This window comes from Stappia indica (genome assembly GCF_001696535.1).
GTDB classification, from domain to species: domain Bacteria; phylum Pseudomonadota; class Alphaproteobacteria; order Rhizobiales; family Stappiaceae; genus Stappia; species Stappia indica.
On sequence record NZ_MBQE01000001.1, the window covers coordinates 1,295,645 to 1,318,179 of the forward strand.

Genomic DNA, 22,535 nt, shown 5'->3' on the forward strand with positions numbered 1-22,535 from the left:
AAAGCGGGGCGAAACCGGATTCCCCCCTCTCCAATCGTCCTTTAGCCGGAGGTTTTCCCATGGACGTACGTGCTGCAGTCGCCTTCAAGGCCGGCCAGCCGCTCTCGATCGAAACGGTGCAGGTCGAGGGCCCGCGCGCCTTCGAGGTGCTGGTCGAGATCAAGGCGACCGGCGTGTGCCACACCGATGCCTTCACCCTGTCGGGCGACGATCCCGAAGGCCTGTTCCCGGCCATTCTCGGCCATGAGGGCGCGGGCGTCGTCGTCGAGGTCGGCAAGGGCGTCACCTCGCTGAAGCCGGGCGACCACGTCATTCCGCTCTACACGCCCGAGTGCCGCGAGTGCGAATACTGCCTCAACCCGAAGACCAATCTCTGCCAGAAGATCCGCTCCACGCAGGGTGCGGGCGTGATGCCGGACGGTTCCTCGCGCTTCTCCATCGGCGGCGAGAAGATCTTCCACTACATGGGCACCTCGACCTTCGCCAACTACACGGTGCTGCCTGAGATCGCGCTCGCCAAGGTCCGTCCCGACGCGCCTTTCGACAAGATCTGCTACATCGGCTGCGGCGTCACCACCGGCATCGGCGCGGTGATCAACACGGCCAAGGTCGAGCCGGGCTCCAATGTCGTGGTCTTCGGCCTCGGCGGTATCGGCCTCAACGTCATCCAGGGTGCCCGCCTCGTCGGCGCCAACATGATCGTCGGCGTCGACATCAACCCCGACAAGAAGGCCATGGCCGAGCGCTATGGCATGACCCATTTCGTCAATCCGCGGGAAGTCGAGGGCGATCTCGTGCCCTATCTCGTCGACCTCACCAAGGGCGGCGCGGATTATTCCTTCGAGTGCATCGGCCGTCCCGACACCATGCGCCAGGCGCTCGAATGCGCTCACAAGGGCTGGGGCGAATCCGTCATCATCGGCGTCGCCGGCGCCGGTCAAGAGATCTCCACCCGTCCGTTCCAGCTGGTCACGGGCCGCTCCTGGCGCGGCTCGGCCTTCGGCGGCGCACGCGGCCGGACCGACGTGCCGAAGATCGTCGACTGGTACATGGACGGCAAGATCGAGATCGACAGCATGATCACGCACACCATGCCGCTCGACGAGATCAACAAGGCCTTCGACCTGATGCATGAAGGCAAGTCGATCCGCTCCGTCGTAACGTTCTGACCAAGGCGGGCCGGGGGACTGCCTCCCGGCCCGCACCACGCCCCGCCTGCGGGGCGGCCGCATCCGCGGCACAAGGCAACACAACCCGGGGGGACCGATGAGCGAGACCGAGAGCATGTGGGCCGAGCCGCGCGATGGCGACACCATCGGCGGGCGCATTCGCCGCGCACGCGAGGCGGCGAACTTCTCCTCCGCCCAGCTGGCCCGGCGCATCGGCGTCAAGACCGCCACCGTCAACGCCTGGGAAAGCGGGCGCTCCGAGCCCCGCGCCAACCGGCTGACCATGCTGGCCGGCTTCCTCGGCGTCAGCCCGACCTGGCTGCTCTACGGCCTTGGCGACGCGCCGGCCGAAACCCCGCTGGCCAGCGAAATGGCGCTGATCGCCTCAAGCCTGAAGCTCCTGCGCGAGACGCACGAGCGCACCGGCGAGGCACTCGACCGGCTCGAGGCGCAGGTGGAGCAGATCGGCCGTCTCGTCGGCAAGGGCGCACAGGGCCCCGGCGCGTGAGCGCAGCCATGACCAGCAGTCCCGCGCTCGACATGCCCGCGCCTCCGGCGATTGCCGGCCGGGCTTCCCTCACCGCGCTCTGGGCGGAGATGGACGAACTCACCCCGCGCCAGCTTCATGATGTGCTGCGCCTGCGGGTCGACATCTTCGTCGTCGAGCAGGCCTGCCCCTATCCGGAGATCGATGGCCGCGATCCGCAAGCCCGCCACCTGCTGGTGAGCGCGCCGAGCGAAAGCAGTGAAGGCGACGCGGAGCTTGCCGCCTGCCTGCGCCTGCTGCGGCCGCGAGCTTCGGGCGAACCGCTGCGCATCGGCCGCATCGTCGTTGCACCGGCCTGGCGCGGTACCGGCCTTGGCGACTATCTGATGCGCGCAGCCCTTGCCGAGGCCCGGCGCATTGCGCCGAACCACCCGCAGGGTCTGTCGGCGCAAGCGCATCTCACCGCCTTCTATGCGGGGCACGGCTTCAGCCCCGTGTCCGAAACCTATCTGGAAGACGGGATCCCGCATGTCGACATGCTGCGCGATCCCGCCTCGCACGACACCTGATCCCTCCCCCTCACGCGAGAGCCGACACCCATGACCCTCGACACCGTCTCTTCCGCCCGCGCCTTCGGCGGCGAACAGCGCGTCTATCGCCATGCCTCCGCCGCCACCGGCACCGAGATGGAATTCGCCGCCTTCCTGCCGGCCGAGGCCCTGCGCGGCGAGGCCTGCCCCACGCTCTTCTATCTTTCGGGCCTCACCTGCACCTGGGAGAACGCTACCGCCAAGGCCGGCTACCAGCGCCTTGCCGCCGAGTACGGGCTGATTCTCATCGCCCCCGACACCAGCCCGCGCGGCGAGGGCGTCGCCAACGATGCCGCCTACGACCTGGGTCAGGGCGCCGGCTTCTACATCGACGCGACTGAGGCACCCTGGGCGCCGCACTTCGCGATGGAGAGCTACGTCGCGCGCGAGCTCTTCGACCTCATCTCGGCCGAGCTGCCCGTGTGGGAAGGCGCCGTCGGCGTCACCGGCCACTCGATGGGCGGCCACGGCGCCCTGACCCTTGCCATGAAGCATCCCGACCGCTTCCGCTCGGTTTCGGCCTTCGCCCCGATCGTAAACCCGCTCGACTGCCCCTGGGGCGAGAAGGCCTTCACCGCCTATCTCGGCGCGGATCGCGCTGCCTGGGCCGCCCATGACGCCTGCCATCTGGTCGAGCACACCGGCTGGTCCGGCGACATCCTGATCGACCAGGGCACCGCCGACGGTTTCCTGGACGAGCAGCTCAAGCCCTGGAACTTCGAGCGCGCCTGCCGCAAGTCCGGCGTCGATCTGACCCTGCGCATGCAGGGCGGCTACGACCACTCCTACTATTTCATCTCCACCTTCCTCGCCGACCATGTCGCCTGGCATGCGGCGCGCCTGACCGGCTGAGGAGCGGCGCTGTGGGTGAGTACGACGTCATCGTTATCGGGGCCGGCGCGGCGGGACTTGCCGCCGGCGAGCGCCTCGCCGCCAGCGGGCTGAGCTTTGCCGTGCTGGAGGCCAAGGAGCGGGTCGGCGGCCGCGCCTGGACGGACCGTCATGTCTTCGGCGGCATTCCTTTCGACCGGGGCTGCCACTGGCTTCACAGCGCCTCGCGCAACCCGTTCCGCGAGGCGGCCGACCGGCTCGGCATGCGCTACATGGTGCGCTCCACCCGCCGATCCGCCGACCTGTTCCTCGGCAGCACGAAGGCCGATGCGCAGACCGCCCGCGAGGCCTGGAACGCGGTCGAGGCGGCCTTCGAGGCCGCCGCCGCGGCGCCCGGCGAGCCCGACCGCCCGGCCATTGCCGGCTGCGACACCTCCGGCCCCTGGTGGCGCCTTGCCCGCCACTGGCTGACGTTGCTGTCCGCCCTGCCGCCGGAGCGCATCTCGGCGCTCGATCTCGCCGCCTATTCCGACACCTACGAGAACTGGCCGGTCTCCGACGGCTACGGCGCGCTGGTCGCGCGCACTTCGGCACATGTCCCCGTGCATCTCGGCGTCGAGGTGCGCAGCATCGAAATGCGCGACACGCCGATCCGCATCGAGACGAACCGCGGCGCCTTGCGCGCCGGCCATGTCATTCTCACCGTCTCCACCAACGTGATCGCCAGCGGTGCCATCCGCTTCCTGCCCGACCTGCCGGCGGACGTGAGCGAGGCCGCCGCCGGCTGCCCGACCGGCCTTGCCGAGAAGGTCGCGTTCCTGCTCGACGCCCCGCTCGCCGAGTTCGGCGAGAATGTCTATGTCGACACGCTCGACCCCGACCGGCCGGACCGCCCGCCGGTGAACTTCGTTGCCAACCATCTCGGCTGGCCGCTGGTCGTCGGCCAGCTCTGCGGCGAAACGGCGGAGGCGCTGGAGGGCGAAGGCGAGGCGGCGATGACCGCCTTCGCGCTCGAGGCGCTGAAGGACATGCTGGGCAGCGGCATCGCGAAGCGGGTGCGCACGGCGACCGCGACCCATTGGGGCTCCGACCCGCATGTGCTCGGCGCCTATTCCTGTGCGACGCCCGGTCATGCGGGCGCCCGCGCCGTGCTGCGCCGCCCGGTCGGCGAGCGGCTTTTCATCGCCGGCGAGGCGGTCTCGGAGACCGCGTTTTCCACGGCCCACGGGGCCCGCGAGACCGGTCTTGCGGCAGCCGCGCAGGCGATTGCCGCCCGGTCGTAAACCCTCTGTGCGCCAATTCGTCACCGGCCTCGGAAAAACGGCGGTTTTCCGCCGCCCGCGCATTGACATCGCTGGGGCGCATCGCCACTTCGAAAGGGTGGTGCAGGCACCGGCTTTCGTTGAAAGGCGGGGGCAATCTCCCTATAACCCGACAAGGCCCTCGTGGCGTGTCGACGAACAACCGGAAACGGCGCCGTGCCGTTTCCTCAATGAAGGATGTCTTGATGCCTTGGAGCAACCAGAACGGTGGCGGCGGCTGGAAGGGCGGCGGGGGCGGTGGCCCCTGGGGCGGTTCCGGCGGTGGCGGCCCTTGGGGGGGCGGCCCGCAGCGTGGCGGCGGAGGGGGCGGTAACCCGCCGGATCTGGAAGAGCTGCTCAAACGAAGCCAGAACACGCTGAAGACCGTGCTGCCCGGTGGCGGCAATCTCGGCTTCAAGGGTATCCTGCTGGCGCTGATCATTGCTGCCGGCATCTGGCTCGCGACCGGCTTCTACCGGGTCGAGCAGGGCGAGGTCGGTGTCGAGCTGGTCTTCGGCGAGGTCACCGGACAGACCTCCCCGGGTCTGAACTACAACTGGCCCTACCCCGTCGGCACCGTCTACACGCCGGAAGTCCTGCGTATCCGCGAGCTCACCGTGGGCCTGCGCGAGAGCGTCAGCGGCACCCGCGTGAACAGCCAGGACGTGGTCGAGGAAAGCCTGATGCTGACCGGCGACGAGAACATCGTCGACGTCGACTTCAAGGTGCAGTGGCGCATCCGCAACACGCCGGAAGGCGTGTCCAACTTCCTGTTCAACATCCAGGATCCGGACGGCACCGTGAAGGCCGTCGCCGAGAGCGCCATGCGCGAGGTCGTCGGCGAGAGCAACATCGACGCCATTCTCGGTGAGAACCGTACCCCGATCCAGGTCGCTGTGCAGGAGCTGATGCAGACCGCGCTGGACGGCTACGGCGCCGGCGTCGAGATCACCGAAGTGCAGATGCAGAAGGTCGACCCGCCGCAGCAGGTCATCGAAGCCTTCCGCGACGTGCAGGCCGCCCGCGCCGACCAGGAGCGCATCCAGAACGAGGCGCAGGCCTATGCCAACCGCGTCGTGCCGGAAGCCCGAGGCGAGGCAGCGCGTCTGCTCGAGGCCGCCAACGCCTATCGCGACCAGACGGTCGCCGAGGCCAACGGTCAGGCACAGCGCTTCGTCAAGATCCTCGACGAGTACCAGAAGGCTCCGGACGTGACCCGCGAGCGCCTCTATCTGGAGACGATCGAGCAGGTTCTCGGCCGCAACACCAAGATCATCATCGACGAGAGCGCCAGCGGCTCGGGCGTGGTGCCCTACCTGCCGCTTGACCAGCTCAACCGAAACCAGGGCGCCGCCCGCAGCGGAGGCAACCAGTGATGAAGAACGGTCTTTTCGGGATCGGCGGCATCGTCGTCGCAGCAGCAGCCCTCGTGCTGTACCTGTCCGTCTATATCGTCAACCCGGCCCAGCAGGCTCTCGTCCTGCAGTTCGGCGAGATCAAGCGGGCGGAACAGGAGCCGGGCCTCAAGTTCAAGGTGCCCTTCGTCCAGAACGTGGTCTATTTCGACAAGCGCGTGCTCGACCTGAACATGCCGCTGATCGAGCCGATCCTGTCGGACAAGAAGCGCCTCGTCGTCGACGCCTTCGCCCGCTATCGCATCACCGATCCGGTGCTGTTCTTCCAGACGGTGAACAACATCAACGAGGCGAACCAGCGTCTGTCCACCTTCCTGCAGTCGAGCCTTCGTTCGGTGCTCGCGCGCGCCACCTTCGTCCAGATGGTGCGTGACGACCGTGCCGGCCTGATGGACCAGATCCGCCAGGATGTCGCCTTGCGTGCCGCCCCCATCGGCATCGAGGTGGTGGATGTGAAGATCCGCCGGGCCGACCTGCCGCAGACCAACTCCGACGCGGTTTTCCGCCGCATGCAGACGGAGCGTCAGCGCGAGGCGACCGAAATCCGCGCGCAGGGTGCCGAGCAGGCGCAGCGCATCCGCTCGCGTGCCGACCGCGATTCCACCGTCATCGTCGCCGAGGCCAATCGCGACGCCGAGGTGATCCGCGGTGACGGCGATGCGGAGCGGAACCGGATCTTTGCCGATGCCTTCAACCGCGATCCGGAGTTCTTCAGCTTCTATCGCTCGATGCAGGCCTATGCGGAGGGCCTGAAGGCCGGCGACACCTCCATGGTGCTGTCGCCGACCTCCCAGTTCTTCCGCTACTTCCGCGATCCGAGCGGCATCCAGCGCCAGCCGGCCCCCGCCGCCAGCGGCGAGGCACCGGTTGCCCGGGGTCCGCTCGCCCAGTGAGCGATCTCTGGGTCGCACTCGGACTGGTCCTGGCTCTCGAGGGGGCGCTCTACGCGCTCGCCCCGGGAGCCATGAAACAGGCGATCCGTCAGATGCTCGAACTCCCCGAGGGAGTGCTGCGGACCGGTGGACTGATTGCCGCCATAATCGGCGTCTTCATGGTCTGGCTCGTCCGCGGATAGGCATCGCGGCATCGCTTTCACGTTTTGCAAGGGCCGGACGGGGCGTATGCTTCCCCGTCCGGCCGCAAGATACCGCGGGGCAACGGACCCCGAACCCAGATGGAGGACAACGGCCTATGGCCCTGTTGAACACCGACCAGCGTCAGGCCAGCCCGTCCGGCACGACAGGCCCCCGTCGCATCGGGCGCCGGCTCGCCGCCGCCGCCCTCGCCCTTTCCCTTGCCGTGCCCGCCACCGTCGCCGATTTCAGCGTGGCCCGGGCCCAGGCGCCGGAGTCGATCCCCGATCTCGCAGAGTCCCTGCTTGATGCGGTCGTGAACATCTCCACGGCGCAAAACGTCACCGCGCAGCGCTCCGTGCCGCTGCCGCAGGTGCCGGAAGGCTCGCCCTTCCAGGAGTTCTTCGACGAGTTCTTCAACCGTCAGAATCGCGACAACAACCGGCCGCGTCGGGTGCAGTCGCTCGGCTCCGGCTTCGTCGTCGACGCCGAGGAAGGCATCATCATCACGAACAACCACGTGATCGAGGGCGCCGACGAGATCACCGCCAACTTCAACGACGGCAGCAAGCTCGCCGCCGAGGTGATCGGCCGCGACAGCAAGACCGACATCGCGGTTCTCAAGGTGAAGCCCGCCTCCCCGCTCAAGGCCGTCTCCTTCGGCGATTCCGAGAGCCTGCGCGTCGGCGAGTGGGTGATGGCCATCGGCAACCCGTTCGGCCTCGGCGGCACGGTCACCACCGGCATCGTCTCGGCCCGCAACCGGAACATCAATTCCGGTCCTTACGACAACTACATCCAGACCGACGCCTCCATCAATCGCGGCAATTCCGGCGGTCCGCTGTTCAACCGCAACGGCGAAGTCATCGGCATCAACACCGCGATCATCTCGCCCTCGGGCGGCTCGATCGGCATCGGCTTCGCGATTCCCTCCGAGACGGCGACCAAGGTCATCGCCCAGCTCCGCGAGTTCGGCGAGACCCGCCGCGGCTGGCTCGGCGTGCGCATCCAGGAAGTCACCGACGAGATCGCCGAGAGCCTCGGCATGGACAAGGCCGAAGGCGCGCTGATCGCCGGCATCACCGAGGGTGGTCCGGCGGAAGACGCGGGCTTCGAGGCCGGCGACGTGGTGCTGGAGTTCAACGGCTCCCGCGTGCCGGCCATGCACGACCTGCCGCGTATGGTCGCCGACACGCCGGTCGGCGAGGAAGTCTCGGTCGTCGTCCTGCGCAAGGGCGAGGAAGTCACGCTTCAGGTTACGCTCGGCCGTCTCGAGGAGGCCGACGCCTCCGCTGCCGCCGACAGCACTGCGCCCTCAGACGAGGCTCCGGCCAACGAGACCCCGACCGTGCTCGGCATGACCCTGTCGGCGCTGACCGAGGAGCTGCGCACGCAGTACTCCATCGCCGCCGACGTCAAGGGCGTGGTGGTCACCGCCGTCGAGGACGGCTCGGGTGCCGCCGAGAAGCGCATCGCGGCCGGCGACGTGATCGTCGAGGTGGCACAGGAGGCTGTCTCCTCGCCTGCCGACATCACCGCCCGCATCGAGACGCTGAAAGGCGAAAGCCGCCGCCTGGCGCTGTTCCTGATCTCGAACGCTCAGGGAGAAGTCCGCTTCATCCCGCTCACCATCGAGCCGTAAGACGAGCGCAAGGGCCGTTCTCAAATAAAAGAAGGGCCCTGCCCGAACCAAAAAAGAAAGGCCGCGGGTTCGCCCGCGGCCTTTTTGTGTCCTTTCGGAAGGGCCGGTTCAGCCGGCGGCGAACTCGCTCGCCCGGTAGCCCTGGAAATAGAGCAGCGCGGTCAGGTCGCCATGATCGACCCGTGCATCGGCCGCCGCCGCCACCGCCGGCTTTGCATGATAGGCAACGCCGAGCCCCGCCCGCTCGATCATCGCCAGATCGTTGGCGCCGTCGCCGACGGCAATCGCCGAGGAAGCGTCGAGCCCCTTCTCCGCCATCAGCTCTTCCAGCCGCTGGCGCTTGGCCTCGCGCCCCAGGATCGGCTCGTCGACCTTGCCGGTCAGCCGCCCGTCGGCGATGCCCAGCGTGTTCGCCTTGTTCTCGTGGAAGCCGAGCTGCGCGGCGATTTCGGAGGTGAAAGCCGTGAAGCCGCCCGAGACCAGCGCGCAATAGGCGCCATGCGCCCGCATCGTGCCGACCAGTTCGCGCGCGCCCGGCGTCAGGGTGATCTGCTTGGTCAGCACCTCGCCGATGACGCCGGCCTCCAGCCCGGCCAGCATCGCCGCGCGCTCGCGCAGGGCCGGCTCGAACTCCAGCTCGCCGCGCATCGCCCGCTCGGTGATCGCGGCGATCACGTCCTTCTTGCCGACGGCGGCGGCGAGTTCGTCGATGCATTCCTGCCCGATCATGGTGGAATCCATGTCGGCGATCAGCAGGCGCTTGCGTCTGCCCTCGTGCTTCTGCACAAGGACGTCGACGGGGGCGTCGGCGACCACCTCGCGCAGGCGCGCGTCGAACTCGGCCGCCTCGGCCGGCGTTCCGCTGAAGGCGAGGTCGCAGGCGATGCCGGCGGCCAGCCAGTCGGCTGCGGACCCTGCCGGCAACACATGGAGCGCCCGCGCGACGAGAGTCTCGTCGAGGACCGGGCGCGAGGGATTGGCGACGAGGGTTGCGACAAGCGACATCGTGAAGCGCCTTGCAAGGGAATGAGGAAGAAGTGGCGAAACCGGTCACGTTGATAGCCGGACCCACGGCGAGCGGCAAGTCGGCGCTGGCCCTGGAGCTGGCGGAGCGCGATGGCGCCTGGATCGCCAATGCGGACAGCATGCAGGTCTATGCCGATCTCGACGTGCTGACCGCCCGGCCCTCGCCGGACGATCTCGCCCGGGCGCCGCACCACCTCTACGGCCATGTCGATGCGGCCGAACCCTGGTCCGTCGCCCGCTGGCTGTCGGATATCGGCAAGGTCCTGGACGAGGCGCGCGATGCCGGCCGGCCGCTCGTCATCGTCGGCGGCACTGGCCTGTATTTCCGCGCCCTGTCCGGCGGACTGTCCGCTGTCCCGGAGATCCCGGAGGAGATCCGCACCCGTCTGCGTGCCGAGGCGGCGGAGACCCCTTCCGTTGCGCTTCACCGCAGGCTGGCGGAAGTCGATCCGCCGATGGCGGCACGGCTCGAGCCCGGCGACACCCAGCGCATCCTGCGCGCGCTGGAGGTGATGGAGGCAACGGGCCGCTCCCTCTCCTACTGGCAGCAGCAGCAGGGACCGGTTCTCGTCGGGCCGGAGGCAGCGCGCCTGGTGCTCGCCCCGCCGCGGCCCTGGCTGCACGAGCGCATCGCCCGCCGCTTCCGCATGATGGTGGAGGCCGGCGCGGTGGAGGAAGCCCGCCGCCTGCTCGCCCGCAATCTGGATCCTGACCTGCCGGCGATGAAGGCCATCGGCGTGCGCGAGCTCGGCCCCCTTCCCGCCGATCTCGACGGGCTGGACCATGCCGTCGAGAAGGCGACGACCGAAACCCGCCGCTACGCCAAGCGACAGGAGACGTTCTTCCGCGGCCAGCTCGGCGACTGGCCCCGCCTCGACCCGGCCGACACCGCCGCCTGGCAACGCGTTTTGCGCGGAGGCGCGTAAACTACATCTCTTGATTGAATCGCCATCATTTGCGCATAAACTTCTCGTAAACGAAGTCAGGCCTGTGGCGCTCCGGCGCGAATCCCTTCAGGCACTGTCCGGTACATCCCATCATGTGCCCCCGGCTCGACGCGGCGAAGATCGCGCGACAGCCATTCTTCCGGAGGACGGGCCGCAAGGTCCCGATCCCGCCAGACCGTCTTTTACGGACACCGCGCCGCCCCCATCGGCGCCGGACCCGCGAGGAGAGAGACCATGGCGGACAATGCGATTTTGAAGACGCCGCGCCTGCGTCTGTCGACCTTCAGCGACGCTGATGCGGGCGATCTCTATGCCCTGCATTGCGACGAGGGCGTCAACCGCTTCCTCGCCTCCCATGAGGCGATCCGCACGCGCGAGGACGCCGAGCAGCGCCTGCTCGACTATATCGAGGGCCAGGACCACCGCGGCTTCAGCCAGTGGAAAGCGACGCTGCATGACGGCGGCTTTGCCGGTCGTGCCGGCTTTTCCGTCTATCCGGAAACCTCGGAAGTAGCCCTCAGCATCTGCCTGAAGCCGCATCTGTGGGGCAAGGGCTACGCCTCCGAGCTGGCCGGCGCGCTGGTGACCTGGTTCTTCGAGAACACTTACTTTACCCATCTCATCGCCTTCGTCGCCGCCGGCAACGATCCAGCCCGCCGCATGGTGGAAGGCATCGGCTTCTCGCAGCGCCAGCGCACGGTGATCGACGGCAACGCCTTCGACTGCCTGCAGGTGCTCTCGCCGGCCCTTGCCCGCTACGCTCGCGCCAGCGCCTGACGCGCGGCGCAGTCGGATCAGCGGCCAGCCCGCCGCAGACGTGAAAGCCCCCGGCGGATCGCTCCGCCGGGGGCTTTTTCTCATGTCGATCCGTCAGGCCGGACAGCGGCTCAGACGGCCTTGAGTTCCTGGTGGTCCGGCTTGCTCTGACGGGCGATCAGCCGGTTGAGCGCCGAGATATAGGCGCGGGCCGAGGCCACCAGCGTGTCGGTATCCGCGCCCTTGCCGGTCGCCATGCGGCCGTTCGACTCGAGCCGGACGGACACTTCCGCCTGCGCGTCGGTTCCTTCCGTTACCGCGTGCACCTGGTAGAGCGACAGGCGCGCATCGTGCGGCACGATGGTCTTGATGGCGTTGAACGTCGCGTCGATCGGGCCGTCGCCGGTGCACTCGCGGGTCTCGTGGCGACCGTCGACGTCGAGCGTCAGGATCGCCTTGCCGGCCGAACCGGTGCCGGCGATGACGGTGAGCGCGATCACCTTGATCTGCTCGCCCTGGGTCGCGATCTCGTTCTCGACCAGGGCCTCGATGTCCTCGTCATAGACGTGCTTCTTGCGGTCGGCGAGGTCCTTGAACCGGCGGAAGGCGTCCTCGAACGCATTGTCGCCGATCTCGTAGCCCAGCTCTTCCAGCTTCTGGCGGAAGGCATGGCGGCCCGAATGCTTGCCCATCACCAGCGAGGTGGCCTTCACGCCCACATCCTCGGGACGCATGATCTCGTAGGTCTCGGCATTCTTCAGCATGCCGTCCTGGTGGATGCCGCTTTCATGCGCGAAGGCGTTCTTGCCGACGATGGCCTTGTTGAACTGGACCGGGAAGCCGGACACCGCCGAGACCAGCTTGGAGGCGCGGGTCAGATAGCGCGGCTCGACCGAGCAGCTGTAGGGCAGCACGTCGGAGCGGGTGCGGATCGCCATGACGATCTCTTCCAGCGCCGCATTGCCGGCACGCTCGCCGAGGCCGTTGATCGTGCACTCGATCTGCCGCGCGCCGCCGGCGACGCCGGCCAGCGAGTTGGCGACGGCGAGGCCCAGGTCATTGTGGCAATGCACGGAGAAGATCGCCTTGTCCGCGTCCGGCACCCGGGCGCGGATCTGCTCGAACATCGACTTGTATTCGTCCGGCGTCGCATAGCCGACTGTGTCCGGCAGGTTGATCGTGGTGGCGCCGGCGCGGATCGCCGCCTCGACGCAGCGGCACAGATACTCGATAGGCGTGCGGGTGGCGTCCATCGCCGACCACTCCACGTCGTCGATCAGGTTGCGCGCCCGGCCGACCGTGTCGGTGATGATGTCGAGCACCTGCGCCTCGGTCTTCTTCATCTGGTGCTCCAGATGGATCGGCGAGGTGGAGACGAAGGTGTGGATGCGGCCGCGCTCGGCATGGCGTACCGCCTCGCCGGCCCGGTCGATGTCGGCATGGATGGCACGGGCGAGGCCCGCGATCACCGAACGCTTGGTGCGCTTGGCGATCTCGGAGACCGCCTCGAAATCGCCGTTGGAGGCGATCGGAAAGCCGGCCTCGATGATGTCGACGCCCATGTCGTCGAGAATCTCGGCCACCTGCAGCTTCTCTTCCAGGGTCATGGAGGCGCCGGGCGACTGCTCGCCGTCGCGCAAGGTGGTGTCGAAAATGAAGATCTGGTCCTGGGCAGACATTATCCGTTTCCCTTCGGGTCTGGCCCTGCGCCGCTCGCGTGTCTATGGGGCGCGGGCCGAAATGCAATCGGTCGGTGAAGGTTTCGTCCCCTGAGCGCCCGCCTCCGTTCCGCTGGGAGGCAGCCGGTGCTCAGGGGCAGATAAGGAGAAGGAGGCCGCCGCGACGCAGGGCTCCGCCGCGCGTCGTGCGCGCGTCGATCGCAAAAGCGGCATATGTGCCAGCGGCGATCATGCGGTTCGTCCAGTCCTTGCGTCTCGCCCGTCCGTTGCGGGCCGGTGGCATGGGAAACGCGCCAAGCTTGCGCAAGATTTCCCGAAAAAGGCGTTAATGCACCAAGGTGGTACCCGATCGCCCGCGTCCTTGCAAGATACTTGCGCGGACTTTCATAGGTCTCGTGCTGCAGGCCTGCGCAAGAGACCACACAGGGCGGGGTCGCCCCCGCCCTGTGTGAAATGTCAGATGCCCTCGGGGCCGCGCTGCAAGGCCGCAACGCCGGAGCGCGACACCTCCACCAGGCCGAGCGGCTTCAGGATGGCGATGAACTGCTCCACCTTGTTCGTGCGCCCGGTGATCTCGAAGACGAAATGCTCCGCCGTCGCATCTATCACCGTCGCGCGGAACGCATCCGCCAGCCGCAGGGCTTCCAGCCGCTTCTCGCCGATGCCGGCCACCTTGATCAGGGCCAGCTCCCGCTCCAGCGGCTTCTCGAAATTGCGCCGCCGTGCGTCGACCGTCAGGTTGGTCACCCGGTGCACCGGCACCAGCCGCTCGAGCTGGTGATGGATCTGCTCGATGACCATCGGCGTGCCGGTGGTCACGATGGTGATCCGGGACAGGTGCTTCTCGTGCTCGGTCTCCGAGACGGTCAGGCTGTCGATATTGTAGCCCCGGCCCGAGAACAGGCCAATGACGCGGGCAAGCACGCCCGGCTCGTTGTCGACCAGCACCGAGAGCGTGTGGCTCTCGACCTGCTCGACCACCTCGGCCATGAAGTAGGCGGAGGGCGCATTGAGGTTCTGTGCGTTCATCTCGTTCGTCTCCGCGATCTCAGACCAGCGCCTTGCCGGCCGCGTCGATGGCATTGGCCACCGCCTCGTCGTTGGCCTCGTCCGGCAGCAGCATCTCGTTATGCGCCTTGCCCGAGGGGATCATCGGGAAGCAGTTGGCAAGGTTCGCCACGCGGCAGTCGAAGATCACCGGCTTCGGCGTGTCGATCATCTCCTGAATCGCGTCATCGAGATCCGCCGGCTTGTCGCAGACGATGCCGTGACCGCCGAAGGCCTCCGCCAGCTTCACGAAGTCCGGCAGGCTGTCCATGTAGGAATGCGACAGCCGGTTGCCGTGCAGCAGTTGCTGCCACTGGCGCACCATGCCCATGTACTGGTTGTTGAGGATGAAGACCTTGACCGGCAGCCCGAACTGCACGGCCGTCGACATCTCCTGGATGTTCATCAGGATCGAGGCATCGCCCGCGATGTCGATGCACAGCGCGTCCGGGTGCGCCACCTGTGCGCCGATCGCCGCCGGCAGACCGTAGCCCATCGTGCCGAGGCCGCCCGAGGTCAGCCAGCGGTTGGGTGCGTCGAAGCCGAAGAACTGCGCCGCCCACATCTGGTGCTGGCCGACTTCCGTGGAAACGAAGGTCTTGCGGTCCTTGGTGGCCTCGTACAGCCGCTGGATGGCGTATTGCGGCATGATGATGTCTTCCGACGGGCGGTAGGCGAGCGAGTTGCGCCCGCGCCAGCGGTCGATCTTCTCCCACCACGACTTCAGCGCCGGCGCGTCGAGCTTGTGCCCGCCGGTCCGCCACAGGCGCACCATGTCCTCCAGCACATGGGCGACGTCGCCGATGATCGGGATGTCGACCTTCACCGTCTTGTTGATGGAGGACGGGTCGATGTCGATATGCACCTTGAACGAGTTCGGCGAAAACGCGTCGATCCGGCCGGTGATGCGGTCGTCGAAGCGCGCGCCGATGCAGATCATCACGTCGCAATCGTGCATCGCCATGTTGGCTTCGTACGTGCCGTGCATGCCGAGCATGCCCAGCCAGTTGTCGCCGGAGGCCGGATAGGCGCCGAGGCCCATCAGCGTCGAGGTGATCGGCGCACCGGTCAGCTGCACCAGCTCGCGCAGCAGCTGGGTCGCGGCCGGGCCGGAATTGATGACGCCGCCGCCGGTATAGAAGATCGGCTTGCGCGCCCGCGACAGCAGCTCGACCGCATGGCGGATCGGCTCGATGTCGCCCTTGACCTTCGGCCGGTAGGACTTGTGGGCGATGTTGGTCGGCGGCTCGTAGATGCCGGTCGCGAACTGGATGTCCTTCGGCACGTCGACGACGACCGGGCCCGGACGGCCGGAGGTCGCGACATAAAAGGCCTCGTGCAGGATGCGCGGCAGGTCCTCGATCCGCTTCACCAGCCAGTTGTGCTTGGTGCAGGGACGGGTGATGCCGACCGTGTCGCACTCCTGGAAGGCGTCGCTGCCGATCAGGTGCGTCGGCACCTGGCCGGTGATGCAGACGAGCGGGATGGAATCGAGCAGCGCGTCGGTCAGCGCGGTGACCATGTTGGTCGCGCCCGGACCGGAGGTGACCAGCACGACGCCCGGCTTACCGGTCGAGCGGGCATAGCCCTCGGCCGCATGGCCAGCGCCCTGTTCGTGGCGCACGAGGACGTGCTCGACCTCGTCCTGCTGGATGATCTCGTCGTAAATCGGAAGCACGGCACCGCCCGGATATCCGAACACATGCTTGACCCCCTGGTCCTTGAGTGCCTGCAGCACCATTTCGGCGCCGGTCATCTCGCGCTTCATCGTTCCTGTCCTCGATCGTCGCGGCGTCCTCGCCGCGAACCGTCCGTTTCGTCTTCCGCCACGTCGTCCCGCGCAAGTCAGGTCCGGGCGCCCTCTGGCATGCGGCCAATAAAAAAGGCCTCCGGTGGAGGCCTCGCGCGCGCTGAGCTGTCTGGGAAACCGAGTGTTACCTCGTCCCGGCCGCGCGCGCCCCGCATACAAGAATGAGCCCGATGCTCTTCGTCACGTCAAATCCGTCCTGTTCGGCGGTGTTGCCAATGAGCCTGCTCCCGGCCCCTCGCGGGGTGCCGTCGGCAAGCTGTCGGTCGCCAGAAGCATATGACAGGGTCATGTTGCGACTTACCCGATCCGACGCCGCGCAAACTAGACGCGCCGCCTGCGCCGGTCAAGCGCATTATCCGGAAATTTCGCAAAGCGCCCCGCGGACTTGCCGAATGTTGCAAGAGAGCTGCCCCGCAGAGGTTATCCTTCGCGGCGCTGGACCGCGTGCCCGCCCCGCCCGGCAAAAGATATCCCCAGGCAAGAGCGCCCGGTTTTCGGCACAAATCCTTGCACGGAGCCGGCTTTTTGCCGGCAGGCGAAAAGACCCTTGCATCCGCCAGTCGGTCTCTGTATACACCCGTCTCACAGCGGTCGGCGTTCGACGCTTTCCGCTTCGGGATCCTGTTGCAGCAAGCTGTTGGGCGACCAATTCGCAAGCCGGGCAGACCCGAACAGCCGAAAAGGCTAGTGGGTGTATAGCTCAGTTGGTAGAGCAGCTGACTCTTAATCAGCCGGTCCTGGGTTCGAATCCCCGTGCACCCACCACTTCCTTGCCTTTCCTGACATCGACGCGCCGCACGGAACCGGACCGCCGGTTGCAGAAGACCTGTATCTTCTCGCAAGGTTGACGGACTACCCCCCGGGCCGCGATCATGGACGATGTATTTCCGCCTCCGCCTCGCGCCATCGAAATAGCCCGCAACCCTTTGATGAAACAAATCTTTTCCTCGCCTGCCTATACCGTTACCGAGCATGTCCCCGCCGAGGCGCGCGAGGATGTCGTCATGGTGACGCTCGCCAACCGGATGCCGGAAGACGGCCCGCGCCGCCCCTTCGCCCATCACATCCTCGCCCCGCTCGGCTACCGCACGCTCAACCTCGTGCCGGCGAGCAACGACTGGTACCAATCCGAGGGCATCGAGGAGGCGCTTGCGTTCATTCGGGAGCGGAGCCGGGGCGAGCACACGATCGGTTTCGCCGCCTCAATGGGCGCCTTCGGCCTGGTCAACTATGCCGATCTGCTCGGTCTCGATGCCGCGCTGGCCTTCAGTCCGCAATACGCGCTGGAGCGCCGCCTGGTGCCGTTCGAGACACGCTGCGAGGACGACGCCATACGGATGGGTCCCTTCCCCCGCCATCGCATCCCGGTTCGGCCGCAGCCCGAGAAGCTGGTGATCTACTACGACAACGAGTACGACCTCGACACGCAGCAGGTCGACCTCATCGCCCGGCATCTCGACGTCACGCGCGTCCCCTGTCCCGGCACCGTGCACAACGTCCTCGGCACGTGGTACCGTCAGCGCCAGCTTCAGGAAAAGGTCCGCGAGGCGATCGGGGCCGTCAGCCCCGCTTGACGTTGCCGCAACGTTTTTCACCTCGCACGGGTTGGTTGAAGCGGACCTTCGTTCCTATATGCTCCACCAACCCCGGTTCGGGGCGGCATCATCCGCGCCGCGCCTTCGAACCCGCATTCGCATGCGCGTTCCTTCGTTTCCCTCTTTCATCCGGCCCCCTTCATGGCACCCATCCTTTCCATTTCCGGTCTGTCGAAGACCTATGACACCGGCTTTCAGGCGCTGAAATCCGTGTCCCTCGACATCGAGAAAGGCGAGGTCTTCGCCCTTCTCGGCCCCAACGGCGCCGGCAAGACGACGCTCATCAGCATCGTCTGCGGCATCGTCAACGCCTCCTCGGGCAGCGTCACGGTCGACGGCAACGACATCGTCCGCGACTACCGCGCTGCCCGCTCCCTGATCGGCCTCGTGCCGCAGGAGCTCACCACCGACGCTTTCGAGACGGTCTGGGCGACGGTTTCCTTCAGCCGCGGCCTGTTCGGCAAGCCCAAGGCCCCGGCCATCGTCGAGAAGGTCCTGCGCGACCTCTCGTTATGGGACAAGAAGGACAACAAGCTCGTCACCCTGTCCGGCGGCATGAAGCGCCGCGTGCTCATCGCCAAGGCGCTCGCTCACGAGCCGCGCGTCCTGTTCCTCGACGAGCCGACCGCCGGCGTCGACGTGGAGCTGCGCCGCGACATGTGGCGGGTGATCCGCGAGTTGCGCGACACGGGCGTCACCATCATCCTCACCACCCACTACATCGAGGAAGCCGAGGAGATGGCCGACCGGGTCGGCGTCATCAACAAGGGCGAGATCATCCTGGTCGAGGACAAGGCGGAGCTGATGCGCAAGCTCGGGCGCAAGCAGCTCACCCTGCACCTGGCCGATCCGCTATCCGCTGTTCCGGCCGGCCTTTCGGCCCACAATCTGGAGCTTTCCAGCGACGGCAGCGAGCTGGTCTACACCTACGACACCCAGGGCGAGCGCACCGGCATCACCGCCCTGCTGCAGGACCTCAACGCCGCCGGCATCCGCTTCCGCGACCTGCAGACCCGGCAGAGTTCGCTGGAAGAGATCTTCGTCAACCTCGTCAGGACGCCGTCATGAACATCCATGCCATCAAGGCGATCTACAGGTTCGAGATGGCCCGCACGGGCCGCACCCTGTTCCAGAGCATCGTCTCCCCCGTCATCTCCACCTCGCTCTACTTCGTGGTCTTCGGCGCGGCCATCGGTTCGCGCATCTCGGAAGTGGACGGCATCAGCTACGGCGCCTTCATCGTGCCGGGCCTGATCATGCTTTCGCTGCTGACCCAGAGCGTGTCGAACGCCTCGTTCGGCATCTACTTCCCGCGCTTCACCGGCACGATCTACGAGGTGCTCTCCGCCCCCGTGTCCTATCTGGAGATCGTCATCGCCTATGTCGGGGCAGCGGCGACGAAAGCGATCATCGTCGGATTGATCATTCTCGCGACGGCCGCGCTCTTCGTGCCGCTCGAGATCCAGCATCCGGGCTGGATGCTGCTGTTCCTGATGCTGACGGCGGTCACCTTCGCCCTGTTCGGCTTCATCATCGGCATCTGGGCCGACAATTTCGAGAAGCTGCAATTCGTGCCGATGCTGATCATCACGCCGCTCGCCTTTCTCGGCGGCAGCTTCTACTCGATCTCGATGCTGCCGCCCTTCTGGCAGAAGGTGACGCTGTTCAACCCGGTAGTCTACCTGATCAGCGGCTTCCGCTGGAGCTTCTACGGACAGGCGGACGTCGACGTCGGCGTCAGCCTCGCCATGACGCTGCTGTTCTTGGGGCTCTGCCTTGCGGTGATCTGGTGGATCTTCCGCACCGGCTACCGGCTGAAGTCCTGACCCTGGAAAATGGTGCGGGCCGCCTCGCGGCCCGCCCGCCAGCGCTTTGCGCTCAGACCGCGACCGCCGCCTTGATATGCGGATGCGGATCGTAGCCGGTGAGCTCGAAATCCTCGAAGCGGAAGGCGAAGAGATCTGTCACCGCCTCGTTGATCTTCATCTGCGGCAGCGCGCGCGGTTCCCGCGACAGCTGCTCGCGCGCCTGATCCAAGTGGTTCAGGTAGAGATGCGCATCGCCGAACGTGTGGATGAACTCGCCCGGTTCGTATCCCGTCACCTTCGCCACCATCATCGTCAGCAGCGCGTAGGACGCGATGTTGAACGGCACGCCGAGGAACACGTCGGCCGAGCGCTGGTAGAGCTGGCAGGACAACCGGCCGTCGGCGACATAGAACTGGAAGAAGGCGTGGCACGGCGGCAGCGCCATCTCGTCGACAAGCGCCGGGTTCCACGCCGAGACGATCAGCCGGCGGCTGTCCGGCGTCTTGCGGATCTGCTCCAGCAGCTTGGCGATCTGGTCGATGGACCCGCCGTCCGGCGCCGGCCACGAGCGCCATTGGTAGCCGTAGACCGGGCCGAGATCGCCGTTCTCGTCGGCCCACTCGTCCCAGATCCGCACCCCGTTTTCCTTCAGGTAGCGGATGTTGGTGTCGCCGGCCAGGAACCACAGCAGCTCGTGGATGATCGACTTCAGGTGCAGCTTCTTGGTCGTCACCATCGGGAAGCCGTCGGCAAGGTCGAAGCGCATCTGGTGGCCGAATACGGAAATGGTTCCCGTGCCCGTCCGGTCGGTCTTCTTCACGCCCTCGTCGAGGATGCGCTGCATCAGCTCGTGATATTGCCGCACGCTGCCGTCCGCCTACCGATTGTCAGTCCGATTCTCTGCACCGTCATGGTTGCCCGGCCGCGGCGCCGAGGGCAAGCGAAGGTGCGCCCCCGTCCCTGCAATCCACCGGCGGGCCGACGCGAACCGCTAGTTTCCGGCCGCCAGCCCCGGCCAGTTGGCCTGCGCCTTGCCGATGAAGCCGGGAATGTCCTTGCGCCAGCGCGACTGGATGTCGTCGCTGTAGTTGAGATAGAGCCGGCCGTCGACGATGTCCCAGTTCTTCGGATCGCCTTTGGCGAGCTTGCCCTGCGCCACCGCCCAGGAGCAGTAGCCGCCATAGGCGGGGGCGTATTTCTCCGGCTCGGCCACGAACGTCTCCCGGTTCGCCTCGCTGGCAAAGCGCCATGTGGCGCCGCGATACTCGGCCGTGATCTGCGCCGATCCCTCGACCGGGCGCCCTTGCGTGAAATAGGCGACCGGATCGTAGCCGCCGACAGCGACGCCCTCGACGATGCCGGTGAACACCTGCCCCGTGTCGCTGCTGCCGCCGAGCCCGAACCAGCCGGCGCTGGCCGTGCCTGCCGCAAGCAGCACCGCAGCCGCCGCCAGCACCACGCGCCTGCGCGAAACTCCGCCCGACCGCTTCCGTGTCATCCGCCTGTCCTCCGCTCCGCACCGTCCCGGCGCCTCACCCGGTTCTAGCGCAGGCACCCGCTCTCCCGCCAATGACGTCGTCTCACAAGCCTGCGATGGCGCGTGCAGCCCCTGCCTCCCACAGGGTTTTCCAAGGGCACGAACGAGTTGGCGCAGGCCTCTTTTCAGCCGCCCTCCCTGCCCCTATATTCTGTGTGCCGGTGCAAGCCGGCTATGGCGATAAACGGACTTCGAAATAAGCCTATCGGACCCGGGGGCGGTACCCGGCGCCTCCACCCAAGCCCGCCGCGCGACACGGTCTGTCGGCGGGTTTCGGCGGGGGCGAAATAGGATCGACGAGGGTGTAAAGGTCGTTCTTTTGCTCGGCATGGTTCCGCCGTTATCGGGCCGTCTCAATAGTTGCAAATGACAACTATGCTATGGACAACGCTGTCGCCGCGTAATGCGGTGCCGGTAGTCCTTTAAGCCCTGGCGGTTAGCCCCGTCAGGCGGGGTCCGGAGGCACCTGGCAACAGAAGCCTCCACTCGATTTCCGCCAGCTTCGGCCCGCCCGGATCCGTTCGACGGACAGGCGGCATGGGCCTCGAGGCCGGCGCAAGCGACGTCCAGCGGGCGGTTCTCGCGAAAAAAAGCGGGGCAAGCGGCAAAAGGCCGGTGGCGAGCGCCGATCGGCGCTTTTCATTCTCCCCGTCGCACGCCATGTTGGGCGCGACCCGATTCTCACGTTCAGTAAGTGCGATGGCCGAAGACCTGATCCGCTACGATATCGTCATTCAGGACGCCCTGCGCGGTGCCGTCCGCAAGATCCTCTCCGAGGTCGCCCGCGTCGGCCTGCCCGGCGAGCATCATTTCTATATCGCCTTCGATACCAATGCGCCGGGCGTGCGCATCTCCTCGCGCCTGCATGAGCGGTATCCGAAGGAAATGACGATCGTCCTGCAGCACCAGTTCTGGGACCTGACCATCGGCGAGCACGCCTTCGAGGTCGGCCTGTCCTTCGGCGGCATCCCCGAAAAGCTGTTCGTGCCGTTCTCGTCGATCAAGGGGTTCTTCGACCCCTCCGTCCAGTTCGCCCTGGAGTTCGAGCCCGGCAAGACCGCCGAGGAGCTTCCGGAGGAACTGGTCGAGGCAGCGCGCGAACAGGAGCGCGCCGAGGCGGCCCTGGCGGCGGTCGACAAAACGACGAGCGACGCAAAATCGGACAAGATTTCGCAAGTTCAGCACAAAAATTCGCAAAATTCTGATCAAACGGAAAAGCCCGAGTCCGGCGAGGACAAGCCCGGCGAGCCGGGCGGCGCCGACGTCGTTTCGCTCGACGCATTCCGCAAGAAGACCTGAGAAACGGCCGCACCGCGCAAGCAGCATCGGCCGCAAGGGGACGGATGATGAGCGGGGATATCGTCAATCTGAGGCAGGCGCGCAAGGCGCGCGCGCGGCGCGAGAAAGACGAGAAGGCAGCGCAGAATCGCAGCCTTTTCGGGCGCAGCAAGGCCGAGAAATCCCGCGACCGCGCCGAGGCAGAAAAGGCACTTGTCCACATCGAGGGACACCGGCGCGACACCTCCGCCAACCCCGCCGGAAGCACGGGCGAGGACGACTGATCCCCCATGCTGGCCAAGCGCTCCCTCACCCTGCACGGCCACCGCACCAGCCTGGCGCTGGAGCCGGAGTTCTGGGACGTCCTGGAGGAAATGGCCGAGGCCGAAAACGTCAGCCTGCCGGCCCTCGTTGCCCGCATCGACGATGCCCGCGAGATGGAAGCCGACGGCAGCGGCGATCTGCCCTCATCGCTGTCCTCCGCCCTGCGCGTTGCCGCCCTCGCCCATTGCCGGGAAAAGCCCCGCACCGCCTGATTCAGGCT

The 22,535-nt window shown here is 66.9% G+C and carries 23 protein-coding genes, 1 tRNA gene and 1 other RNA gene; 19 read left to right on the forward strand and 6 right to left on the reverse strand.

Annotated features, from left to right (window positions below):
* Positions 1 to 59: 59 nt before the first annotated feature.
* From BBX35_RS06160 to BBX35_RS06200, 9 genes are all read left to right on the forward strand, one after another.
* Positions 60 to 1,169, forward strand: coding sequence for an S-(hydroxymethyl)glutathione dehydrogenase/class III alcohol dehydrogenase (locus tag BBX35_RS06160; protein WP_067217225.1), 1,110 nt, complete (start codon positions 60 to 62; stop codon positions 1,167 to 1,169).
* Positions 1,170 to 1,266: 97 nt separating this feature from the next.
* A complete protein-coding gene (locus BBX35_RS06165; RefSeq protein WP_067217227.1) occupies positions 1,267 to 1,677 on the forward strand; it encodes a helix-turn-helix domain-containing protein in 411 nt (136 codons plus the stop codon).
* 8 nt (positions 1,678 to 1,685) lie between these two features.
* Positions 1,686 to 2,225, forward strand: coding sequence for a GNAT family N-acetyltransferase (locus BBX35_RS06170; protein WP_244271562.1), 540 nt, complete (start codon positions 1,686 to 1,688; stop codon positions 2,223 to 2,225).
* 30 nt (positions 2,226 to 2,255) lie between these two features.
* Positions 2,256 to 3,098 carry an S-formylglutathione hydrolase gene (gene fghA / locus BBX35_RS06175; RefSeq protein ID WP_067217230.1) on the forward strand — a complete coding sequence of 281 codons (843 nt, stop codon included), beginning with the start codon at positions 2,256 to 2,258 and terminating at the stop codon, positions 3,096 to 3,098.
* Between the two features lie 11 nt (positions 3,099 to 3,109).
* The gene (locus BBX35_RS06180; protein WP_067217232.1) at positions 3,110 to 4,360 is read left to right on the forward strand and encodes a flavin monoamine oxidase family protein; all 1,251 of its coding nucleotides are present in this window, start codon (positions 3,110 to 3,112) and stop codon (positions 4,358 to 4,360) included.
* A 224-nt stretch (positions 4,361 to 4,584) separates the two neighbouring features.
* The gene (hflK, locus tag BBX35_RS06185) at positions 4,585 to 5,754 is read left to right on the forward strand and encodes an FtsH protease activity modulator HflK (protein WP_067218289.1); all 1,170 of its coding nucleotides are present in this window, start codon (positions 4,585 to 4,587) and stop codon (positions 5,752 to 5,754) included.
* Complete coding sequence (gene hflC, locus BBX35_RS06190; protein ID WP_067217235.1) at positions 5,754 to 6,686, forward strand: protease modulator HflC; 933 nt, start codon at positions 5,754 to 5,756, stop codon at positions 6,684 to 6,686. Before hflK ends, hflC begins: the two co-directional genes overlap by 1 nt.
* Complete coding sequence (locus tag BBX35_RS06195; protein ID WP_067217237.1) at positions 6,683 to 6,868, forward strand: DUF2065 domain-containing protein; 186 nt, start codon at positions 6,683 to 6,685, stop codon at positions 6,866 to 6,868. Before hflC ends, BBX35_RS06195 begins: the two co-directional genes overlap by 4 nt.
* A 116-nt stretch (positions 6,869 to 6,984) precedes the next feature.
* Complete coding sequence (locus BBX35_RS06200; RefSeq protein WP_083206040.1) at positions 6,985 to 8,508, forward strand: DegQ family serine endoprotease; 1,524 nt, start codon at positions 6,985 to 6,987, stop codon at positions 8,506 to 8,508.
* 108 nt (positions 8,509 to 8,616) lie between these two features.
* Here BBX35_RS06200 and serB read toward each other — a convergent pair whose 3' ends face one another.
* Entirely contained in the window at positions 8,617 to 9,513 is an 897-nt protein-coding gene (gene serB, locus BBX35_RS06205) for a phosphoserine phosphatase SerB (protein ID WP_067217239.1), read from the reverse strand.
* A gap of 32 nt (positions 9,514 to 9,545) precedes the next feature.
* On the opposite strand from serB, the gene miaA reads away from it, so the two are divergent.
* Both miaA and BBX35_RS06215 read left to right on the forward strand, forming a co-directional pair.
* Complete coding sequence (miaA, locus tag BBX35_RS06210) at positions 9,546 to 10,460, forward strand: tRNA (adenosine(37)-N6)-dimethylallyltransferase MiaA (RefSeq protein WP_083206041.1); 915 nt, start codon at positions 9,546 to 9,548, stop codon at positions 10,458 to 10,460.
* Positions 10,461 to 10,715: 255 nt separating this feature from the next.
* The gene (locus BBX35_RS06215) at positions 10,716 to 11,258 is read left to right on the forward strand and encodes a GNAT family N-acetyltransferase (protein WP_067217244.1); all 543 of its coding nucleotides are present in this window, start codon (positions 10,716 to 10,718) and stop codon (positions 11,256 to 11,258) included.
* Positions 11,259 to 11,368: 110 nt separating this feature from the next.
* On the opposite strand, the gene BBX35_RS06220 is transcribed toward BBX35_RS06215, so the two are convergent.
* The 3 genes from BBX35_RS06220 to BBX35_RS06230 all read right to left on the reverse strand — a co-directional run bounded on the left by BBX35_RS06220 (position 11,369) and on the right by BBX35_RS06230 (position 15,731).
* Positions 11,369 to 12,916 carry a 2-isopropylmalate synthase gene (locus BBX35_RS06220; protein ID WP_067217246.1) on the reverse strand — a complete coding sequence of 516 codons (1,548 nt, stop codon included), beginning with the start codon at positions 12,914 to 12,916 and terminating at the stop codon, positions 11,369 to 11,371.
* A 456-nt stretch (positions 12,917 to 13,372) separates the two neighbouring features.
* Positions 13,373 to 13,945, reverse strand: a complete 573-nt coding sequence (gene ilvN, locus BBX35_RS06225; RefSeq protein ID WP_067218294.1) for an acetolactate synthase small subunit — start codon at positions 13,943 to 13,945, stop codon at positions 13,373 to 13,375.
* A gap of 19 nt (positions 13,946 to 13,964) precedes the next feature.
* The gene (locus BBX35_RS06230; protein ID WP_067217249.1) at positions 13,965 to 15,731 is read right to left on the reverse strand and encodes an acetolactate synthase 3 large subunit; all 1,767 of its coding nucleotides are present in this window, start codon (positions 15,729 to 15,731) and stop codon (positions 13,965 to 13,967) included.
* A gap of 731 nt (positions 15,732 to 16,462) precedes the next feature.
* Between BBX35_RS06230 and BBX35_RS06235 the strand changes: the two genes are divergently transcribed.
* The 4 genes from BBX35_RS06235 to BBX35_RS06250 all read left to right on the forward strand — a co-directional run bounded on the left by BBX35_RS06235 (position 16,463) and on the right by BBX35_RS06250 (position 19,194).
* Positions 16,463 to 16,538: transfer RNA gene (locus tag BBX35_RS06235), tRNA-Lys, on the forward strand.
* Between the two features lie 164 nt (positions 16,539 to 16,702).
* Positions 16,703 to 17,347, forward strand: a complete 645-nt coding sequence (locus BBX35_RS06240; protein WP_141687822.1) for a hypothetical protein — start codon at positions 16,703 to 16,705, stop codon at positions 17,345 to 17,347.
* 162 nt (positions 17,348 to 17,509) lie between these two features.
* A complete protein-coding gene (locus tag BBX35_RS06245; RefSeq protein ID WP_067217254.1) occupies positions 17,510 to 18,436 on the forward strand; it encodes an ABC transporter ATP-binding protein in 927 nt (308 codons plus the stop codon).
* On the forward strand, positions 18,433 to 19,194 hold the full coding sequence (locus BBX35_RS06250) for an ABC transporter permease (RefSeq protein WP_067217257.1): 762 nt from the start codon (positions 18,433 to 18,435) through the stop codon (positions 19,192 to 19,194). The genes BBX35_RS06245 and BBX35_RS06250 overlap by 4 nt, the downstream gene beginning before the upstream one ends.
* A 52-nt stretch (positions 19,195 to 19,246) precedes the next feature.
* On the opposite strand, the gene BBX35_RS06255 is transcribed toward BBX35_RS06250, so the two are convergent.
* Both BBX35_RS06255 and BBX35_RS06260 read right to left on the reverse strand, forming a co-directional pair.
* Positions 19,247 to 20,041 (reverse strand): thymidylate synthase, encoded by a 795-nt coding sequence (locus BBX35_RS06255; protein ID WP_067217259.1) that lies wholly within the window; start codon positions 20,039 to 20,041, stop codon positions 19,247 to 19,249.
* 126 nt (positions 20,042 to 20,167) lie between these two features.
* The gene (locus tag BBX35_RS06260; protein WP_067217260.1) at positions 20,168 to 20,674 is read right to left on the reverse strand and encodes a YHS domain-containing (seleno)protein; all 507 of its coding nucleotides are present in this window, start codon (positions 20,672 to 20,674) and stop codon (positions 20,168 to 20,170) included.
* A 157-nt stretch (positions 20,675 to 20,831) separates the two neighbouring features.
* On the opposite strand from BBX35_RS06260, the gene ssrA reads away from it, so the two are divergent.
* From ssrA to BBX35_RS06280, 4 genes are all read left to right on the forward strand, one after another.
* Positions 20,832 to 21,200: a transfer-messenger RNA gene (ssrA, locus tag BBX35_RS06265) on the forward strand.
* A gap of 212 nt (positions 21,201 to 21,412) precedes the next feature.
* Positions 21,413 to 22,012 carry an SspB family protein gene (locus BBX35_RS06270; RefSeq protein ID WP_067217262.1) on the forward strand — a complete coding sequence of 200 codons (600 nt, stop codon included), beginning with the start codon at positions 21,413 to 21,415 and terminating at the stop codon, positions 22,010 to 22,012.
* A 47-nt stretch (positions 22,013 to 22,059) separates the two neighbouring features.
* Positions 22,060 to 22,275, forward strand: a complete 216-nt coding sequence (locus BBX35_RS06275) for a DUF4169 family protein (protein WP_410176266.1) — start codon at positions 22,060 to 22,062, stop codon at positions 22,273 to 22,275.
* 6 nt (positions 22,276 to 22,281) lie between these two features.
* Positions 22,282 to 22,527, forward strand: a complete 246-nt coding sequence (locus BBX35_RS06280) for a ribbon-helix-helix domain-containing protein (RefSeq protein ID WP_067217265.1) — start codon at positions 22,282 to 22,284, stop codon at positions 22,525 to 22,527.
* The last annotated feature ends 8 nt before the right edge of the window (positions 22,528 to 22,535 follow it).

What these genes read in the sequence shown, in the direction of transcription:
- BBX35_RS06250 (WP_067217257.1), top strand. Translation starts at nt 18,433, where the DNA reads ATGAACATCCATGCCATCAAGGCGATCTACAGGTTCGAGATGGCCCGC.
- hflC (WP_067217235.1), top strand. Translation starts at nt 5,754, where the DNA reads ATGAAGAACGGTCTTTTCGGGATCGGCGGCATCGTCGTCGCAGCAGCA.
- BBX35_RS06275 (WP_410176266.1), top strand. Translation starts at nt 22,060, where the DNA reads ATGAGCGGGGATATCGTCAATCTGAGGCAGGCGCGCAAGGCGCGCGCG.
- BBX35_RS06240 (WP_141687822.1), top strand. Translation starts at nt 16,703, where the DNA reads ATGAAACAAATCTTTTCCTCGCCTGCCTATACCGTTACCGAGCATGTC.
- BBX35_RS06280 (WP_067217265.1), top strand. Translation starts at nt 22,282, where the DNA reads ATGCTGGCCAAGCGCTCCCTCACCCTGCACGGCCACCGCACCAGCCTG.
- BBX35_RS06160 (WP_067217225.1), top strand. Translation starts at nt 60, where the DNA reads ATGGACGTACGTGCTGCAGTCGCCTTCAAGGCCGGCCAGCCGCTCTCG.
- serB (WP_067217239.1), bottom strand. Translation starts at nt 9,513, where the DNA reads ATGTCGCTTGTCGCAACCCTCGTCGCCAATCCCTCGCGCCCGGTCCTC.
- BBX35_RS06200 (WP_083206040.1), top strand. Translation starts at nt 6,985, where the DNA reads ATGGCCCTGTTGAACACCGACCAGCGTCAGGCCAGCCCGTCCGGCACG.
- BBX35_RS06270 (WP_067217262.1), top strand. Translation starts at nt 21,413, where the DNA reads ATGGCCGAAGACCTGATCCGCTACGATATCGTCATTCAGGACGCCCTG.
- BBX35_RS06230 (WP_067217249.1), bottom strand. Translation starts at nt 15,731, where the DNA reads ATGAAGCGCGAGATGACCGGCGCCGAAATGGTGCTGCAGGCACTCAAG.
- BBX35_RS06245 (WP_067217254.1), top strand. Translation starts at nt 17,510, where the DNA reads ATGGCACCCATCCTTTCCATTTCCGGTCTGTCGAAGACCTATGACACC.
- hflK (WP_067218289.1), top strand. Translation starts at nt 4,585, where the DNA reads ATGCCTTGGAGCAACCAGAACGGTGGCGGCGGCTGGAAGGGCGGCGGG.
- BBX35_RS06260 (WP_067217260.1), bottom strand. Translation starts at nt 20,674, where the DNA reads ATGACACGGAAGCGGTCGGGCGGAGTTTCGCGCAGGCGCGTGGTGCTG.
- BBX35_RS06215 (WP_067217244.1), top strand. Translation starts at nt 10,716, where the DNA reads ATGGCGGACAATGCGATTTTGAAGACGCCGCGCCTGCGTCTGTCGACC.
- BBX35_RS06165 (WP_067217227.1), top strand. Translation starts at nt 1,267, where the DNA reads ATGAGCGAGACCGAGAGCATGTGGGCCGAGCCGCGCGATGGCGACACC.
- ilvN (WP_067218294.1), bottom strand. Translation starts at nt 13,945, where the DNA reads ATGAACGCACAGAACCTCAATGCGCCCTCCGCCTACTTCATGGCCGAG.
- fghA (WP_067217230.1), top strand. Translation starts at nt 2,256, where the DNA reads ATGACCCTCGACACCGTCTCTTCCGCCCGCGCCTTCGGCGGCGAACAG.
- BBX35_RS06170 (WP_244271562.1), top strand. Translation starts at nt 1,686, where the DNA reads ATGACCAGCAGTCCCGCGCTCGACATGCCCGCGCCTCCGGCGATTGCC.
- BBX35_RS06220 (WP_067217246.1), bottom strand. Translation starts at nt 12,916, where the DNA reads ATGTCTGCCCAGGACCAGATCTTCATTTTCGACACCACCTTGCGCGAC.